At 69.0% G+C, this 15,880-nt stretch carries 14 protein-coding genes; 9 read left to right on the forward strand and 5 right to left on the reverse strand.

The features are described 5' to 3' along the window. Positions 1 to 162: 162 nt before the first annotated feature. Positions 163 to 750 (forward strand): hypothetical protein, encoded by a 588-nt coding sequence (locus ASG74_RS10525; RefSeq protein ID WP_056142519.1) that lies wholly within the window; start codon positions 163 to 165, stop codon positions 748 to 750. 189 nt (positions 751 to 939) lie between these two features. Here ASG74_RS10525 and ASG74_RS17205 read toward each other — a convergent pair whose 3' ends face one another. The 5 genes from ASG74_RS17205 to ASG74_RS10550 all read right to left on the reverse strand — a co-directional run bounded on the left by ASG74_RS17205 (position 940) and on the right by ASG74_RS10550 (position 6,606). After that, positions 940 to 2,157, reverse strand: coding sequence for an NYN domain-containing protein (locus tag ASG74_RS17205; protein WP_056142524.1), 1,218 nt, complete (start codon positions 2,155 to 2,157; stop codon positions 940 to 942). A 107-nt stretch (positions 2,158 to 2,264) separates the two neighbouring features. Then, positions 2,265 to 3,425, reverse strand: coding sequence for an MFS transporter (locus ASG74_RS10535; RefSeq protein WP_056142527.1), 1,161 nt, complete (start codon positions 3,423 to 3,425; stop codon positions 2,265 to 2,267). Further along, positions 3,422 to 4,957, reverse strand: coding sequence for a tripartite tricarboxylate transporter permease (locus ASG74_RS10540; RefSeq protein ID WP_056142530.1), 1,536 nt, complete (start codon positions 4,955 to 4,957; stop codon positions 3,422 to 3,424). Before ASG74_RS10540 ends, ASG74_RS10535 begins: the two co-directional genes overlap by 4 nt. Then, positions 4,957 to 5,487: a tripartite tricarboxylate transporter TctB family protein gene (locus ASG74_RS10545; protein WP_056142534.1), complete on the reverse strand. Its 531-nt coding sequence runs from the start codon at positions 5,485 to 5,487 to the stop codon at positions 4,957 to 4,959. Before ASG74_RS10545 ends, ASG74_RS10540 begins: the two co-directional genes overlap by 1 nt. Before the next feature lie 93 nt (positions 5,488 to 5,580). Further along, on the reverse strand, positions 5,581 to 6,606 hold the full coding sequence (locus tag ASG74_RS10550; RefSeq protein ID WP_056142536.1) for a Bug family tripartite tricarboxylate transporter substrate binding protein: 1,026 nt from the start codon (positions 6,604 to 6,606) through the stop codon (positions 5,581 to 5,583). 124 nt (positions 6,607 to 6,730) lie between these two features. Between ASG74_RS10550 and ASG74_RS10555 the strand changes: the two genes are divergently transcribed. The 8 genes from ASG74_RS10555 to ASG74_RS10590 all read left to right on the forward strand — a co-directional run bounded on the left by ASG74_RS10555 (position 6,731) and on the right by ASG74_RS10590 (position 15,877). Beyond that, positions 6,731 to 7,408, forward strand: coding sequence for a GntR family transcriptional regulator (locus tag ASG74_RS10555; RefSeq protein ID WP_056143504.1), 678 nt, complete (start codon positions 6,731 to 6,733; stop codon positions 7,406 to 7,408). Between the two features lie 60 nt (positions 7,409 to 7,468). After that, positions 7,469 to 8,986 carry an MmgE/PrpD family protein gene (locus ASG74_RS10560; protein WP_056142541.1) on the forward strand — a complete coding sequence of 506 codons (1,518 nt, stop codon included), beginning with the start codon at positions 7,469 to 7,471 and terminating at the stop codon, positions 8,984 to 8,986. A 30-nt stretch (positions 8,987 to 9,016) separates the two neighbouring features. After that, on the forward strand, positions 9,017 to 9,916 hold the full coding sequence (prpB, locus tag ASG74_RS10565; RefSeq protein WP_056142543.1) for a methylisocitrate lyase: 900 nt from the start codon (positions 9,017 to 9,019) through the stop codon (positions 9,914 to 9,916). A gap of 241 nt (positions 9,917 to 10,157) precedes the next feature. Continuing rightward, the gene (locus ASG74_RS10570) at positions 10,158 to 11,084 is read left to right on the forward strand and encodes an FhaA domain-containing protein (protein ID WP_056142545.1); all 927 of its coding nucleotides are present in this window, start codon (positions 10,158 to 10,160) and stop codon (positions 11,082 to 11,084) included. 19 nt (positions 11,085 to 11,103) lie between these two features. Beyond that, positions 11,104 to 11,631, forward strand: a complete 528-nt coding sequence (locus ASG74_RS10575; RefSeq protein WP_056142548.1) for an FHA domain-containing protein FhaB/FipA — start codon at positions 11,104 to 11,106, stop codon at positions 11,629 to 11,631. 3 nt (positions 11,632 to 11,634) lie between these two features. Beyond that, a complete protein-coding gene (locus ASG74_RS10580; RefSeq protein WP_056142553.1) occupies positions 11,635 to 13,044 on the forward strand; it encodes a PP2C family protein-serine/threonine phosphatase in 1,410 nt (469 codons plus the stop codon). Continuing rightward, positions 13,041 to 14,423 carry an FtsW/RodA/SpoVE family cell cycle protein gene (locus ASG74_RS10585; protein ID WP_056142565.1) on the forward strand — a complete coding sequence of 461 codons (1,383 nt, stop codon included), beginning with the start codon at positions 13,041 to 13,043 and terminating at the stop codon, positions 14,421 to 14,423. The genes ASG74_RS10580 and ASG74_RS10585 overlap by 4 nt, the downstream gene beginning before the upstream one ends. Continuing rightward, complete coding sequence (locus ASG74_RS10590; protein WP_056142568.1) at positions 14,420 to 15,877, forward strand: peptidoglycan D,D-transpeptidase FtsI family protein; 1,458 nt, start codon at positions 14,420 to 14,422, stop codon at positions 15,875 to 15,877. Before ASG74_RS10585 ends, ASG74_RS10590 begins: the two co-directional genes overlap by 4 nt. The last annotated feature ends 3 nt before the right edge of the window (positions 15,878 to 15,880 follow it).

Below are 15,880 nucleotides of genomic sequence, written 5' to 3' on the forward strand. Positions count from 1 at the left end.
CAGTCGCGGGTCTGGCGGCTCTGGGAGGGGTGTGACGCGAGTCGCACGGTGCCAGCGCAAGAGCCGGGACCTATGTCCCATCCGCTCCGGAGCCCCTCTGCCTACGTTGGTTGTACCGGAGGTGATTCCACCACCGGACCACCCCAACCGGAGGTAGACATCATGCACACCACCAAGAACGCCTCGGTGGTCCGGGAAGCCGCGACCACCACCCGCACCGACATGCCTCACCTCGAGGACGTCGTGCGCAACCCCATCGCCCAGTGGGCCCTCGTCGGCCTGCGGATCGTCCTCGGGTTCACCTTCCTGTGGCCGTTCCTCGACAAGCTCTTCGGGCTCGGCTACACCACCAAGGAGGCGAACGCCTGGGTCAACGGAGGATCACCGACCACCGGCTTCCTCACCAAGAACCCGGCCGTCGTCGACGGGCCCTTCGGGGGCTTCTTCGCCAACTTCGCTGGTGGCATCTGGGACTACCTGTTCATGTTCGGCCTGCTCGGCATCGGCATCGCCTTCCTCTTCGGAGCCGGCATGAAGATCGCCGCATGGGGAGGCACCCTGCTCCTGGCCCTCATGTACTTCGCGGAGTTCCCGCTCGGACGCGGTGGTGAGGACTTCACCAACCCGCTGTTCGACAGCCACTGGATCGAAGCTCTCGGCCTCATCGCCCTCGCGTACACCTTCGCTGGCGACAAGCTCGGAGTCGGCCGCTGGTGGAGCCGGATCGTCGGCAACACCTGGCTCCGCTGACCACCCCGAACCGACCGCCGCATCAGCCTCCGATGCGGCGGTCTCCCTTGCCCGGGGGCCGGACGCACTGCCCGAACGCGCAATCACTCGGGGGTTGGGGGCCGGACGCACTATCCGAACGCGCAATCAGTCGGGGGTTGGGGGCCGGACGCACTGTCCGAACGCGCAATCAGTCAGGGTTGGTGGGGCTCAGGCGAGGCGGATGCGGGCGACGTGGAACCAGAAGCGTTCGCGCACCTCGTGCCGGCTCGCGTCGTCGATGTCATAGACACCGGCCCGGCTCGACAGGTCGTGCAGCAACGCCCGGTCGAGCTCGCCCGGGATCATCGGCTTGGCCTGCCGCAGCGCCAGGAGGGTCTCGGGGGTCGCGGTCCGGCACCACGAGGCGATGACCGCCTTGGCCACCGTGTCGATGAGCTCGGGGTTGAACTCACCGTGCTCGTCCACGACCGGCTCGTCACCCGACGACGTCGACCACGTGGGCTCGGCCGAGGGCAGCACGACCTCTGACGCGCGCTTGCGCCCGAGCATCGCCGGAGTGGGGATGCCCGCCTTGGCCACGGTGTCCGGAACAGCTGGAGCCTCCTGCGAGACGGGTTCGCGCTCCGCGGACCCCTGCGACTCAGCGACCGGTGTGGTCACCGAGTTCTCCACCTCCCCCTCCGGCTCGGGCTGCTGGGGCTGGTCGACAGCCCCGACCTCGTCGGTCGGCACCGAGGCATCGTCAGTACCGACCGCGCTGGCCGCCGCCTCCTGCCCGACCCCAGCATCCTCAGCGTCCACAGCCTCGACATCGCCCCCGACATCAGCCCCGGTGTCGCCCTCCTCAGGCTTCGGCAGCAGCCCCTCCGCCAGGGCCCGCGAGCGAACGCACGCGTCGATGACCTTCGCGTCGATGGGCTGCTCGCCGTCGGCGGCCCGGCGCAGGTGCTTGGACACGGCATAGCCCTGGCCGTCGTGCCGCGGCACGCTCAACAGGACGACCTGCACGCCGGCGCTCTGCGCCTCCTCGACCGCCTCCGTGAGGTCGTCGTCCCCCGAGACGAGGTAGACCACGTCGGCGACCCGGGCCCGCCCCTGCAGAGCGAGGTCGAGACCCAGGCGCACGTCCACGCCCTTCTGCTCCCCGGCATACGACAGTCGTCCCAGGCGCAGCTTGATGCGGGGCAGGAGCCCGATCTGGTCCTGGTGGTAGTCGGGCTGGCCACCCGAGCGCGAGCCGGAGTCGTACCAGTTGACGCGCAGCAGGGGCAGTCCCGAGTCGGCCTCGACCTGGGCGACGAGGCCCGCGATGAGGCCCGCGTAGTCGACCTCGATGCCGCTGCGCAGTGAGGATCCGGTGACCCGGGTCGCCGCGGAGGCGAGCAGGTAGCCGACGTCGACATAGACCGCGCAGTAGGACCTCATACCCCCAACTGTCTCAGCCGAGTTCGTGGACGGGGCACAGGTCGGGGGGAATCGTGTCGCTCACCGCGTCGCGAGTCATCGCCTCCGGCGCACGCGGCACTCCTCCGTCAGGGATCGGGGGAGATCAGCAGTCGTGACGCGACCCCGGTGAGCAGCAACCCCGCAGCCGTCACGACGAAGATGCCGCCCGTCCCGATGCTCCCGGTGAGCGCGCTCAGGCCCACCGGGATGACGGACTGACCCAGCCGGTTCGCGCTCAGGCGCAGGGCCAGCCAGGTCGAGGTCGTCCCGGGCGGTGCCGCCACGGCGACGATGGACATCGACACGGGTTGCCCGACACCCAGGGCGAAGCCAGCAACGACCAGCACGACGCCCAGGAGGACCGGGTTGACGGGCGCGGCCACCAGCGCGATGGACAGCCCCGCCACCACGCAGGACGTGGTGACGAGCCGGGACCTGCCGTAGCGCTCTGTCAGCCGCGACAACCCCAGCCGCGACACCATCGTGGCGCAGGCACGCAGGGTGAGGAGGAGCCCCACGGTCCAGGCCGACATCTCGCGTTCGACGCCGAGTGCCGGCAGGTAGACTTGGATGAGGTCGACCGCTGCGAGAACGAGCATCGACACCAACATCGCCCCCGTCATCCGGCGGCGCACGTCATTGGGGACCCGCAACACCTCAGCGAACGAGCTGGGTCGGTCCACGGGCAACGCGCTGCTGCGCCCGCCCCGCAGGAGCAACGTCACGAGGAACATCACCGCACACGCTGCGACATAACAGACGATGAGGGCCCGGGTGTCCGGCATGACGGCCGCCCCACCGATCACACCCAGCAGCGCTGGAGCGGCCGCCTGGCCCAGGGTCCCGAAGAAGGTGTAGGTGCCGAACGCCGAGTCCAGGCGGCCATCACCCGCGCGGGCGACCAGCCCCTGCTCGCCGATCACGCTCATCAGGTGCCCCAGACCGATCGCGGCGTTCCACCAGAGCAGTGCTGCCAGGGACGACGACCACAGGAGCCCGATCCCGGCACCGATCATGATCAGCGCGCCCAGCCACATGCTTACGTACTGGCGGCCCCTGTCGTTCCACCGCCCGATGAACACCGCAAGGGCGAGTGGCACCACGGCAAAGCTCGCTGCGATCAGACCCACGAGTCCCGGGCTCACGCCCAGCTCGATCGCCCGGTATGCCGACGTCGGACGAACGATGTATGCCGCCAGCTGCAGGAAGAAGGCGTGCGCCAGGACGGCCCTGAGGGTGCGGCTCACGTACCGTCGTCGTCCGAGGCGTTCGCCTCGCTGATCTCGTTCCGGCTCGGTTTGCGACTGCGCAGGTACCAACCGCCCGCCAGAACCACCGCCAGCGTGCCGTAGACGACGATCGTGAAGGGCGTGTTGACGAGCGTGGTCACGTCCCCGCCAGCAATGTCGAGCGCCCGACGCAACTGGACCTCGGAGAGCGGGCCCAGGATCGCGCCGACGATCAGCGGTGACACCGGGAAGCCGAACCGCCTCATCAGGTAGCCGACCAGGCCGAACACGAGGAGCACACCCACATCGAACGCCGAGGCGTTGACGGCATACGTCCCGAGAAGCGCGAAGGCCATGATCCCGGCAAAGAGGTACGGCTTCGGAATGTGCAGGATCTTCACCCACAGTCCGATGAGGGGGAGGTTGAGGAAGAGCAGGATGACGTTCGCCACGAGGAGGGACGCGATCAGTCCCCACACCAGGTCGCCCTGCGTGCTGAGCAGCTGGGGTCCGGGCTGGATGCCGTACTGCTGGAACGCCACGAGGATGACGGCCGCGGTGGCCGATGTCGGGATGCCGAGCGTCAGCAGCGGCACCAGCGTCCCGGCCGCGTTGGCGTTGTTGGCGGCCTCGGGGCCGGCCACGCCCTCGATCGCCCCGTGCCCGAACTCCTCGGGGTTCTTCGAGAGCTTGCGTTCCATCGAGTACGACAGGAACGTCGGGATCTCAGAACCGCCAGCAGGTATGACGCCCAGGGGGAAGCCCACCGCCGTGCCGCGCAACCAGGGCCGCCACGACCGTCGCCAGTCCTCGCGGGTCATCCACTTCTGGCCCTTCTTGGCGAGGTCGAGCATGTCGAAGCCCAGGCTGGACTGGTGGGCTGCGACGTAGAGCACCTCGCCCACCGCGAACAGGGCGACGATCAGGACGACGGTGTCGATCCCGTCCAGGAGCCTGGCCTGCCCGAACACCAGCCTCTGCTGACCGCTCTGGAAGTCGATGCCGATGAGACCGACGACGAGCCCCAGGCTCATCGAGAGCAGACCGCGCAAGGGGGAGCTGCCGACGAGCGCACTCACCGTCAGGAAGGCCAGAACCATCAGCGCGAAGTAGTCCTGGGCGCCGAGCTTGACCGCGATCTCGACCATCCACGGCGCGAAGAACGCCAGCATCAGCGTGGCGATGGTCCCCGCGACGAACGAGCCGATGGCCGCGGTCGCGAGCGCGGCGGCACCCCTGCCTCGTCGCGCCATCTTGTTGCCGTCGATGGCGGTGATAACCGAGCCGGACTCACCGGGCGTCTTGAGCAGGATCGACGTCGTGGACCCGCCATACATCGCCCCGTAGTAGATGCCCGCGAACATGATGAACGCGGCGGTGGGCTCCAGGCCGTAGGTCATGGGCAGGAGCAGCGCGATCGTGAGCGCCGGGCCGATACCGGGAAGCACACCGATGAGGGTTCCGACGAACGTCCCGATCAGGGCGAAGAGCAGGTTCTCGGGTGTGAGCGCGTGGACCAGGCCTCCGAGCAGGCCCTCGACTCCGTCCATCAGAGCACTCCTTCGAAGATGCCCGCGGGCAACGTGATGTCGAGCAGACGGGTGAAGGCGAGATAGACGACGAGGGACAGCACGACGGCGATGAAGGCCGACTTGAGGTGGCTGCGCGCTCCCAGGGCCGCTGCGGTGAGCCAGAAGGCGACCGAGCTGACGACGACGTAGCCGAGCAGCTCGACGGTGAGGATGAAGAAGACGACTGCCGCGATGCAGACCGCGAACGGCACCCAGCGCGTCATGGTGACGTCGATGTCACCCTCGGCGGCATCCGCCTCCCCGAGCTGGCCCCTGGCCACCTGGACGCAGAGGAGCACGCCCAGGGCAAGCATCAGGACACCGATCACCTCCGGCATGAAACCGGCCCCCACCCCGGAGGCCGAACGTGACTCGTCCTGGGTGAAGCCGTCGAGGAAGACCACGGCACCCATGGCGGCAAGGGCGAGGGAGATGGCCCACTCACCCCAGGGTTGACCGCGCCTTCGCCGCCCGTCCTGCTGAGCCAGGGTCGTTGCGTCGGTCGTCATCTCTTCCTCGCCTCGGTGAAGGGTGCGTCGGTGCGCCCTGCTGGTCATCTGCAGGACGCACCGACGGCGTTGGGTGGGCGCCGACCCGCGGTGCTACTTGGCCAGACCGAGGTCGGTCAGCACGCTCTTGACCCGGGTGTTCTCCTCCGCGAGCCAAGTGCCGAACTCGTCACCCGCCAAAAAGTTGTCGTTCCAGGCGTTCTTCTTGACGGCGTCCTGCCAGGGCTGGGACTCGTGCATCTTGTTCATCGCCGCGACGTACTGCGTCCTGAGACCGGCGTCGATGTCCTTGGGAGCCATCATCGAGCGCCAGTTCTGGAACTCGAGCTTGGGGTCGACCGCAGTGGCGTTCTGCGCGAAGGTCACGCCGTCGACGTCCTTGGGCGAGGAGATGAAGAGCCCGTTGAGCTTGCCGTTCTTGATCTGCTCCGAGAACTCGTTGAGTCCGGAGACGCCGGCCTGGACCTTGTTGCCAAGCAGAGCGGTCGTGGCCTCGCCACCACCGCTGTAGGGCACGTAGTTCACGTCGGTGGGCTTGACCCCGTAATGCTGGGCGAGCAGGCCGATGAAGATGTGGTCGGCACTTCCGGCCGAGCCTCCCGCGATCGCCACGGACTTCGGGTTCGCCTTGATGGCCGCGAAGAGGTCGTCGAGGCTCTTGAAGGCCGAGTCCTTGGGCGTCACGATCACCTCGTACTCGCCCATGAGACGCGCCACGGGAGTGAGGTCGTCGAGGGTGACGTCGGTCCCATTGCTGATGACTCCGCTCATCATCGCCAGGCCGGAGGCGACGAGCAGGTCCTTCTTGCCCTTCTGCGGGGCCACCTGGGCGAGGGCCACCGTGCCGGAGGCGCCCGGCACGTTCTTCACCTCGGCCGACTTGGCGATGTCGGCGGTCTTGAGCGCGTCGGCGACGGCGCGCGAGGTCTGGTCCCACCCGGAGCCGGGGGCGGCCGGGGCGATGATCTCGAGGCGGTTGAGCTGGGTGAACTCGGCAGTGGCGGCGCTGCCGCCGGACGCCTCGGAGTCCGTGGAACCGCTGCTGTCGGAGCCGCAGGCCGTGAGGGCCAGGGCGCTCGCCGCTGCGGCAAGTGTCGCAACGAGGGTGTGGGTCTTCATGTGGGCTTCCTTGAGGTTCGACGACGGTGTCCAACGCACGCAACGTATACATAAGCCACCGTGAAAGCAAGGGCTGAGCGGCGTCCTTGGCGTTGCGTGTTGCGCTATGTATACACTCAGCCTCATGCCGTCGAAGCCGCTCTCCGCCAGTGCACGAGCCTACGAGCAGCTGCGATCCGAGATCCTGGACGGCAGCATCGCCGCCGGATCCACCCTTTACGAGGTGGAGCAGGCCAGCCGCCTGGGGGTCTCTCGGACCCCTGTCCGGGAGGCCATCGGTCGTCTTGTCGCGCAGGGACTCGTCGAGCCCGGTGGCGGCCGTGGGAGCGTCGTCACCGACGTCTCCGACCAGGACGTCGAGTCACTCTTCGAGATGCGAGCCTGCCTCGAGGCGCAGGCCGCTCAACTCGCAGCCCTTCGCGGCAAGCGGTCAGTCTTCGTCGATTTCGCGGAGGAGTTCCGGAGTGCGGTCCCGGTGCTGAGGTCGCCCTCGCTCGACAAGGACGCGGTCCGTGACTACTACGGCCTCATCCGGCGCTTCGACGAGGCCATCAACGTCGCGGCGGCAAACCCCTACCTCGTCGACGCCATGGAGGGTCTACGGACCCATGTCGCGCGAGTTCGGCGTAAGGCAGGGTCCTCGCCGGAACGCTTGACTGCATCTGCCCTCGAGCATGCGTTGATCGCTTCGGCCATCGCCGGCGGGGACACGGCTCTGGCGTTGCACGCCACACACGTCCACATACACAACAGTCTTGAGCATTTCCGGCAGGCCTTCGCGGGTCTGGGTAATCCAGCCTGAAGGCGACGGAATGCGCGCGCCCGCACGGCACCCCGACCCCCTCAGACCAAGGAGAGATCGATGAGAGAGCACCACGTCCGCGTCCACCGCAGCGATGAGCAACTTCCGCGCGAGCAACAGCTCGCTTGGGCGATGGCGGAGGTTGCCGCAGACCCGGTCGAGGTCTCATCTTCTGCCACGCAGATGATCGTCAACAGGTTCATCGACAACGCCGCAGTCGCCGCGGCCTCAATCACCCGGCCAGCCGTCTCTTCCGCGCGCGAGCAGGCCGCCACCCACCCACCCAGCCGCAACGGCCAGGGCTCGACTGTGTTCGGGCTCGCACTGGACCAGCGCGTGAGCCCAGAGTGGGCAGCGTGGGCCAACGGGGTGGCCGTTCGCGAGCTCGACTACCACGACACCTACCTCGCAGCGGACTACTCGCACCCCGGTGACAACACCCCTCCGGTCCTGGCTGTCGCCCAGCACGTGGGCAAGGACGGGCACGCCCTCGTCCGCGGCATCGCGACCGGTTACGAGCTCCAGATCGACCTGGTGCGCTCGATAATCCTGCATCAGCACAAGATCGACCACATCGCCCATCTCGGACCGTCGGCGGCCGCCGGGATCGGGACGCTGCTGGGGCTCTCGACCGCGACGATCCATCAAGCCATCGGGCAGGCGTTGCACACCACCACGACCACGAGGCAGTCGCGCAAGGGCGAGATCTCCTCGTGGAAGGCCTACGCCCCGGGCTTCGCTGGCAAGATCGCCGTCGAGGCGGTCGACCGTGCGATGCGTGGGGAGTCCAGCCCGGCGCCGATCTACGAGGGGGAGGACGGCGTCATCGCCTGGCTCCTCGACGGCCCGGAGGGCGGCTACGACGTGCCCCTGCCAGAGCCTGGTGAGGCCAAGGAGGCCATCCTCCTCAGCTACACCAAAGAGCACTCGGCCGAGTACCAAGCGCAGGCGTGGATCGACCTCGCCCGCAAGCTGCTGCGCGAGCACCCCGCAGTGGGAGACCCTGAGCAGGTGGAAAGCATCGTCGTCCACACCTCCCACCACACCCACTTCGTCATCGGCTCCGGGGCCGGTGACCCCCAGAAGTACGACCCGTTCGCCTCGCGCGAAACACTCGACCACTCGCTGCCCTACATCCTGGCTGTCGCGCTCCAGGACGGCGTCTGGCACCACGAGAAGTCGTATGCCGCGACGCGGGCGCAGCGCCCCGACACCGTGGCGCTGTGGCAGAAGGTCACCACCGTCGAGGACCCCGAATGGACTCGGCGCTACCACGACGGCGGCGACTCCCAATCGTACGGCGGGCGGGTCGTCATCACCCTGAGGGACGGCACCCAGGTCATCGACGAGATCTCGGTGGCAGATGCCCATCCGGCCGGAGCCAGGCCCTTCGCCCGTGAGGACTACGTCCACAAGTTCCGGATGCTTGCCGTGCCGACCATCGGCGAGGCCGAGGTCGAACGGTTCCTCGGCCTGGCCCTGCGACTGCCCGAGCTCTCTCCCGACGAGGTCCGTCAGCTGAGCTTCACCGCCGGACCCGACATGCTCCGCCTGGATGGGCCCCCCGGCCTCTTCTGACCGACGCTTCATCGACACCGAAGGAGCAACGTGCTCTACGCCAGGACCACACCAGCGGACAAACGCAGGCACCTGCGGGAACGGTTGGCTTCCGGAGAGCTCCTGCAGTTTCCCGGAGCCTTCAACCCGCTGTCTGCCAAGCTGATCGAGCGCAAGGGCTTCGACGGGGTCTATGTCTCCGGCGCCGTGCTCAGTGCCGACCTCGGTCTGCCCGACATCGGTCTCACCACCCTGACCGAGGTTGCGGGACGCAACCGCCAGATCGCCCGCGTCACGGACCTGCCGGCGATCGCCGATGCGGACACCGGCTTCGGTGAACCCATGAACGTCGCTCGCACCGTCCAGGAGTTCGAGGACGCCGGGCTCTGCGGCCTGCACATCGAGGACCAGGTCAACCCCAAGCGGTGCGGCCACCTCGACGGCAAGCAGGTCGTGGGTGAGACGACGGCGATCCAGCGGATCCGTGCGGCCGCGGATGCGCGCCGCGACCCCAACTTCCTCATCATGGCAAGGACCGACATCCGGGCGGTGGACGGGTTCGAGGCAGCGGTGGTGCGGGCCAAGCGGCTCGTCGACGCCGGGGCCGATGCCATCTTCCCGGAGGCCCTGTCGACGCTGGCCGAGTTCGAAAGGATGCGGGCCCAGCTGGACGTACCGATGCTGGCCAACATGACCGAGTTCGGCAAGAGCGACCTGTTCACGACGACGCAACTCAGGGAGGTCGGCGTCAACATGGTGATCTGGCCCGTATCCCTGCTGCGGATGGCCATGGGAGCAGCCGAGCTGGCTCTGGACACGCTGCAGCGGGAGGGATCCCTTGCATCCCGGTTGGGCGAGATGCAGCACCGGCGCGACCTCTACGACCTGGTGGACTATGAGGACTACAACCACTTCGACGCAGGGGTGTTCAACTTCCGTCTTGAGGACTGAGCGGAGATCCACCCGCTCGGCGCATCACGTGGTGCAGCAAAGACACCCCCTTTCGAGCAACGCACGAGCACCGGAACCACCTGCGCCCTACGACAACCTTCACGCCAGCCTCACGAGTCACCACAGCCCCGCCGGATAGCATCGATTGGACCAACGGCCTAGCCACGGCCGCGGCACGACCGCGGCACGACCGCGGCACGACCGAGCGACCAACCGAGCGACGAACCGAAGGAGGCGCGCCATGGGACTCTTCGACCGCCTGGAGAACAAGCTGGAGCGCGCCGTCAACGGGGTCTTCGCCAAGGCCTTCCGCGCCGAGGTCCAGCCCGTCGAGATCGCGAGCGCCATCCGCCGCGCCATGGACGACCGCGCCGCGAGCACCTCGGCCAAGGGCCGCACCCTCGTGCCCAACGTCTTCGCGATCGAGCTGAGCGAGACCGACTACGAGCGCCTCACCGACCACGGCAAGGAGCTCGAGGACGAGCTGGTCGCCGCCGCGGAGGAGCACGCCGACAGCCAGCACTACCAGCCCGGTGGACCGATCGACATCCTCTTCGACGAGGACTCCGACCTCGAGACCGGTGTCTTCCGCATTCGTCCCAGCACCGCAAAACGCCCGCGCGCCACCGGCATGACTGGCCAGCACCAGCAGGTGCGCCGACCGACCTACGACGACGACCCGTATGCCGGTGAGTCGCCCGCCGCCGGCACCGCACCTCCCGCGCCGGTCCCGACACCCGAGCAGGCGCCGCGTCAGAGCCGGCCAGCGCCACCGGCTCCACCGGCCCGGCAGGGTGAGGACGACGAGCTCGGCGAGACCACGGCATACCGCCCGGCGCAGCCGCCACCCAGGAAGAAGCGGGCCAACCCGGCCGACCGGCCGTGGCTCGACGTCGACGGCGAGCGCTACCCGCTCATGGGCGCGATCACGGTGCTCGGCCGAGACGACGTCGCCGACATCATCCTCGACGACCCGGGGATCTCGCGTCGCCACAGCGAGATCCGCGTGACGCAGGACGGGCCTCACACGGTTGCCACGATCCGCGACCTGGGGTCCACGAACGGCACCTTCGTCGGGGGTGAGCGCGTCACGTCGACCCACCTCGAGGACGGCGACCGCATCACCGTGGGTCGCACCTCCGTCACCTTCCGCGCGGGCCGCACATGACACGAATGGGGACACCGAGATGAGCGAGCTCACCATCACCCTCATGCGCCTCGGCCTCCTCGTGGCGCTCTGGGCGTTCGTCATCGCCGTCGTCGGAGTGCTGCGCGGAGACCTCTACGGCACCCAGGTGACGCAGCGCCGCTCCGCGCCGCCGCGCGGCAACACCCCCCGTCCGGTGGCTCGCGGAGCCGCTCCGGCCCGGGTCCCCGCGGAACAACGCCCGGTGGGCCGACGACCGCAGGAACGCGGTGACCGCGAGCCACGACAGCTGCGGGTCATGAGCGGACCCCTGGCCGGCAGCAACCTCCCCCTGCGGGAGGCCGGCACGCTCGTCGGCCGCAGTCCCGAGTCCGCCCTCGTCCTCGAGGACGACTTCGCGTCCGGCCGCCACGCCCGCATCTACAAGGGCCCTCAGGGCTGGGTCGTCGAGGACCTCGGCTCGACCAACGGCACGTTCATCGGGCAGCAGCGGCTCGACGCCCCGACCCCGGTCTCCGCGGGGACGGAGATCCGGTTCGGCACGACCATCGTCGAGCTGCGGAGGTAGCCGGTGGCGATCGCCTTCAACTTCGCCGCCCGCTCCGACGTCGGGATGGTGCGCAGCAACAACGAGGACAGCGGGTATGCCGGTCCGCACCTCCTCGCGATGGCCGACGGCATGGGTGGTCACGCGGGTGGCGACGTCGCCTCGTCGACCATCCTCGGCGCGCTGGTCGGCCTCGACGGCGAGTCGTTCTCGGGGGTGGACGCGACCCAGGCCCTGCTGCGCCGGATCACGTCGGCCAACGCCGAGCTGGGGCAGCTCGCGCACGACGACCCCGACCTCGACGGCATGGGCACGACGCTCATCGCCATCCTGCGGGCCCGCGACAAGCTCGTCCTGGCCCACATCGGCGACTCCCGGGCGTTCGTCGTGCGCGACGGCGTGGTCAGCCAGATCACCAAGGACCACAGCTTCGTGCAGTCGCTCGTCGACGAGGGCCGCCTCACCCCCGAGGAGGCGTCGACCCACCCACAGCGCTCGCTCGTCACCCGCGTCCTCACCGGCGCCGACGGTGAGGAGCCCGACGTCGTCGTGCGACAGGCGATCGTCGGCGACCGCTACCTCATCTGCTCGGACGGGCTGACCGACTACGTCGCCCGCGACACCATCGACGAGGTGCTCACCACCGAACGCAAGCCGGCCGACTGCGCCGAGCGGCTCGTGCAGCTGGCCCTGCGCTCCGGTGCCCCCGACAACGTCACCGTCGTCATCGGCGACGTCGTCGACCTCACCAAGCTCGTGCCCAGCGACTCGCCCCAGATCGTCGGGGCCGCCGCGGCGGTCCGTCGCCACACCCGCCCGATCCCGCTCACCCCCGCAGCCAAGGCAGCGGCCCTGTCCGACGAGGCGAGCGGCCGGTCGCGCGACGAGGACGTGGAGCTCGCCGAGGAGGGCTCCCACAGCCGCACCGCCACGCTCCTGCGCATCCTCGGCATCGGCCTGGTCGCCGCCATCCTGCTCGTCGGTGGCGGCTATGCCGCATGGGCCTGGTCCCAGGCGCAGGTCTATGTCGGTGTCAACGACGGTCGCGTGGCCGTCTTCAAGGGAGTCGACCAGACGCTCGGACCGATCACCCTCTCCGAGGCCGAGACCACCAGCGGCATCGCCATCGACGACCTGCCCGACTTCTACCGCGCCCAGCTCGACCGCGGCATCACGATGGAGGACCGCGCCGACGCCGCCGCCCTCGTCGGCAACCTCGAGGTGCAGGCCCAGGCGTGCCGCTACGCCAAGTCGCAGGGCCTGGCATGCACGACGGTCGCCTCCACCTGGGTGACGCCGACGCCCACCCCCACGCCGTCGAGCACGGGGTCGAGCACTCCGACGCCCGGCAGCACTCCGACCGGCGGCACTCCGACCGGCGGCACGCCGACCGGATCCCCGTCCCCGTCAGCGACGGTGAGCCCGAACGCATGACCACGGTCTCGTCACTCGCCTCCCGCAAGGGCCGCAACGTGGAGCTCGGGCTCCTCGTCTTCGCGGTCGCCATCGTCGCGCTCGCCTACATCAACGTCGGCGTCGCGGTCGAGGGTGCGATCCCGCCGAGCCTCGTCGCCGTCGGCTCAGGCTTCGTCATCATCACCGCCGTCTTCCACCTCGTGATGCGCTGGCGCGCGCCGTATGCCGACCCGCTCATCCTTCCGATCGCGACCCTGCTCAACGGCCTCGGGCTCGTCATGATCAACCGGCTCGACCTGGCCAACGGTCGCGACCTCGCCGAGGGCATGGCGCTGCGGCAGCTGATGTGGAGCGCCATCGCCGCCGCACTCGCGATCGCCGCGCTCATCATCCTGCGCGACCACCGCATCCTGCGCCGCTACACCTACCTCGCCGGTGCGCTCGGTTTCGGCCTGCTGCTGCTGCCGCTCGTGCCCGGGCTCGGTGTCGAGAACTACGGCTCCCGGATCTGGATCGCCGTCGGGCCGTTCTCGTTCCAGCCCGGCGAGGTCGCCAAGATCGTCCTCGCCATCTTCTTCGCCGGCTACCTCGTGCAGACCCGCGACGCCCTGTCGGTCGCCGACCGCCGCATCCTCGGGCTCACCTTGCCGCGAGGTCGCGACCTCGGCCCGATCCTCGTGGCCTGGATGCTGTCCGTCGGCGTGCTCGTCCTCGAGAAGGACCTCGGGTCCTCGCTGCTGTTCTTCGGGCTCTTCGTCGCCATGCTCTACGTCGCGACCGAGCGCACCTCGTGGGTGGCCATCGGCATGCTGCTGTTCTGCGTCGGGTGCTACATCGCCAACATGATCTTCAGCCACGTGCAGCGCCGGGTGCTGCTCTGGCTCGACACCTTCAGCCGTGAGGCCCTCGACACCTCCGACCAGCTCGCCCGGGGCATCATGGGCATGGCCTCCGGCGGCATGTTCGGCACTGGTCTGGGCCGCGGCCGCCCCGACCTCACCTACTTCGCCGAGAGCGACTTCATCATCCCGAGCTTCGGTGAGGAGATCGGCCTCATCGGGCTCTTCGCGCTGCTGCTGCTCTACGTCCTGCTCATCGAGCGCGGCCTGCGCACCGCCATCGGCGCGCGCGACGGGTTTGGCAAGCTGCTCGCCTCTGGCCTGGCCTTCTCGGTCGCGCTCCAGTGCTTCGTCGTCGTCGGTGGCGTCACCCGGGTCATCCCGCTGACCGGCCTGACGATGCCGTTCCTCTCGCAGGGCGGCTCCTCGCTCCTGGCGAACTGGACCCTCGTCGCCCTGCTGCTGCGCATCAGCGACCACGCGCGCCGTCCGGTGCCGGACCCGGCGGCCCCGAACCCGGTGGCGAGCAACCAGACCCAGGTGGTGAGGCTGCGATGAACTCCCCCATCCGCCGGCTCTCCTTCGTCGTCGCCCTCCTCTTCGCCTCGCTGCTCGTGTCGACCACCCTCATCCAGTTCGTCTTCGCCAAGGAGCTCAACGCCCGCCCCGACAACCGCCGCACCCTGCTCAGCACCTATGCCCGCGAGCGCGGCCAGATCCTCGTCGGCGACACCGCCATCGCGAAGTCGGTCCCGGCCGACAACCAGTACAAGTGGCTGCGCACCTACCCGCAGGGCACGGACTACGAGCACATCACCGGCTACTACTCGTTCTACGGTGCCGGTGGCGGCCTCGAGCAGGCCGAGAACGGGCTCCTGTCCGGCAGCAGCGACAAGCTCGCCTTCCGCCGCGTCTCCGACTTCTTCACCGGCCGCCAGACCACCGGCGCAAGCCTGGAGCTCACCGTCAACGCCGCGGTCCAGCAGGCCGCGATCAAGGCCCTCGACGGGCGCAAGGGCGCCGCCGTGGCGCTCAACCCCTCGACCGGTGAGATCCTCGCGATGGTGAGCAACCCGGGTTATGACCCGAACGCGCTCTCGGGTCACGACCTGAGCAAGGTCGACGCGGCATACAAGAAGCTGACGAACGACAAGGACCGGCCGCTCGTCAACCGCACCATCGGCGGCGACCTCTACCCTCCGGGCTCGACCTTCAAGATCGTCACCGCCGCGGCGGCGCTGTCCAGCGGCAAGTTCCAGCCCGACAGCGTGTTGCCCGGCCCGGCCGTGCTCGACCTGCCGCAGACGACGACCGGCCTGCCCAACCACGGCAGGAGTCCCTGCGGCCCCGACGACACGACGACGTTGCTGCACGCGATGGAGATCTCGTGCAACACGGCGTTCGGCTACCTCGGCATGGAGATCGGCGCCGACGCGCTGCGGGAGCAGGCGGCGAAGTTCGGTGTGGGAGACCAGATCTCGATCCCGATGAGGGTCACGCCGAGCAGCGTCCCGGCCAAGCTCAACCTGCCGCAGCTGGCGCAGTCGGCCGTCGGTCAGTACGACGTGCGGGTCACGCCGCTCCAGGTGGCGATGCTCAGCGCGGGGGTGGCCAACCACGGCATCGTGATGAAGCCCTACCTCGTGAAGTCGGTGCTCTCCAGCGACCTCAGCGTCATCGAGCGCGCCCAGCCCGAGCAGCTCTCGGAGGCCGTCACCCCGGAGGTCGCCGCGCAGCTCACCGAGATGATGGAGGCCGTCGTCCAGAGCGGCAGCGGCCAGCCGGCGCAGATCGACGGCGTCCGCGTCGCCGGCAAGACCGGGACCGCCGAGACCGACCGGGTGGCGCGGGCCCACGCGTGGTTCACCGGGTTCGCCCCGGCCAACGACCCGCAGATCGCCGTGGCGGTCGTCGTCGAGAACGGCGGCGACCCCAACAGCGAGGCCCGCGGAGGTGGCGCCGTGGCCGGCCCCATCGCCAAGGCCATGTTGGAAGCGGGGCTGAAGAAGTGAGGA

It is taken from the genome of Knoellia sp. Soil729 (assembly GCF_001427985.1).
In the GTDB taxonomy this organism is placed as follows: Bacteria; Actinomycetota; Actinomycetes; order Actinomycetales; family Dermatophilaceae; genus Knoellia.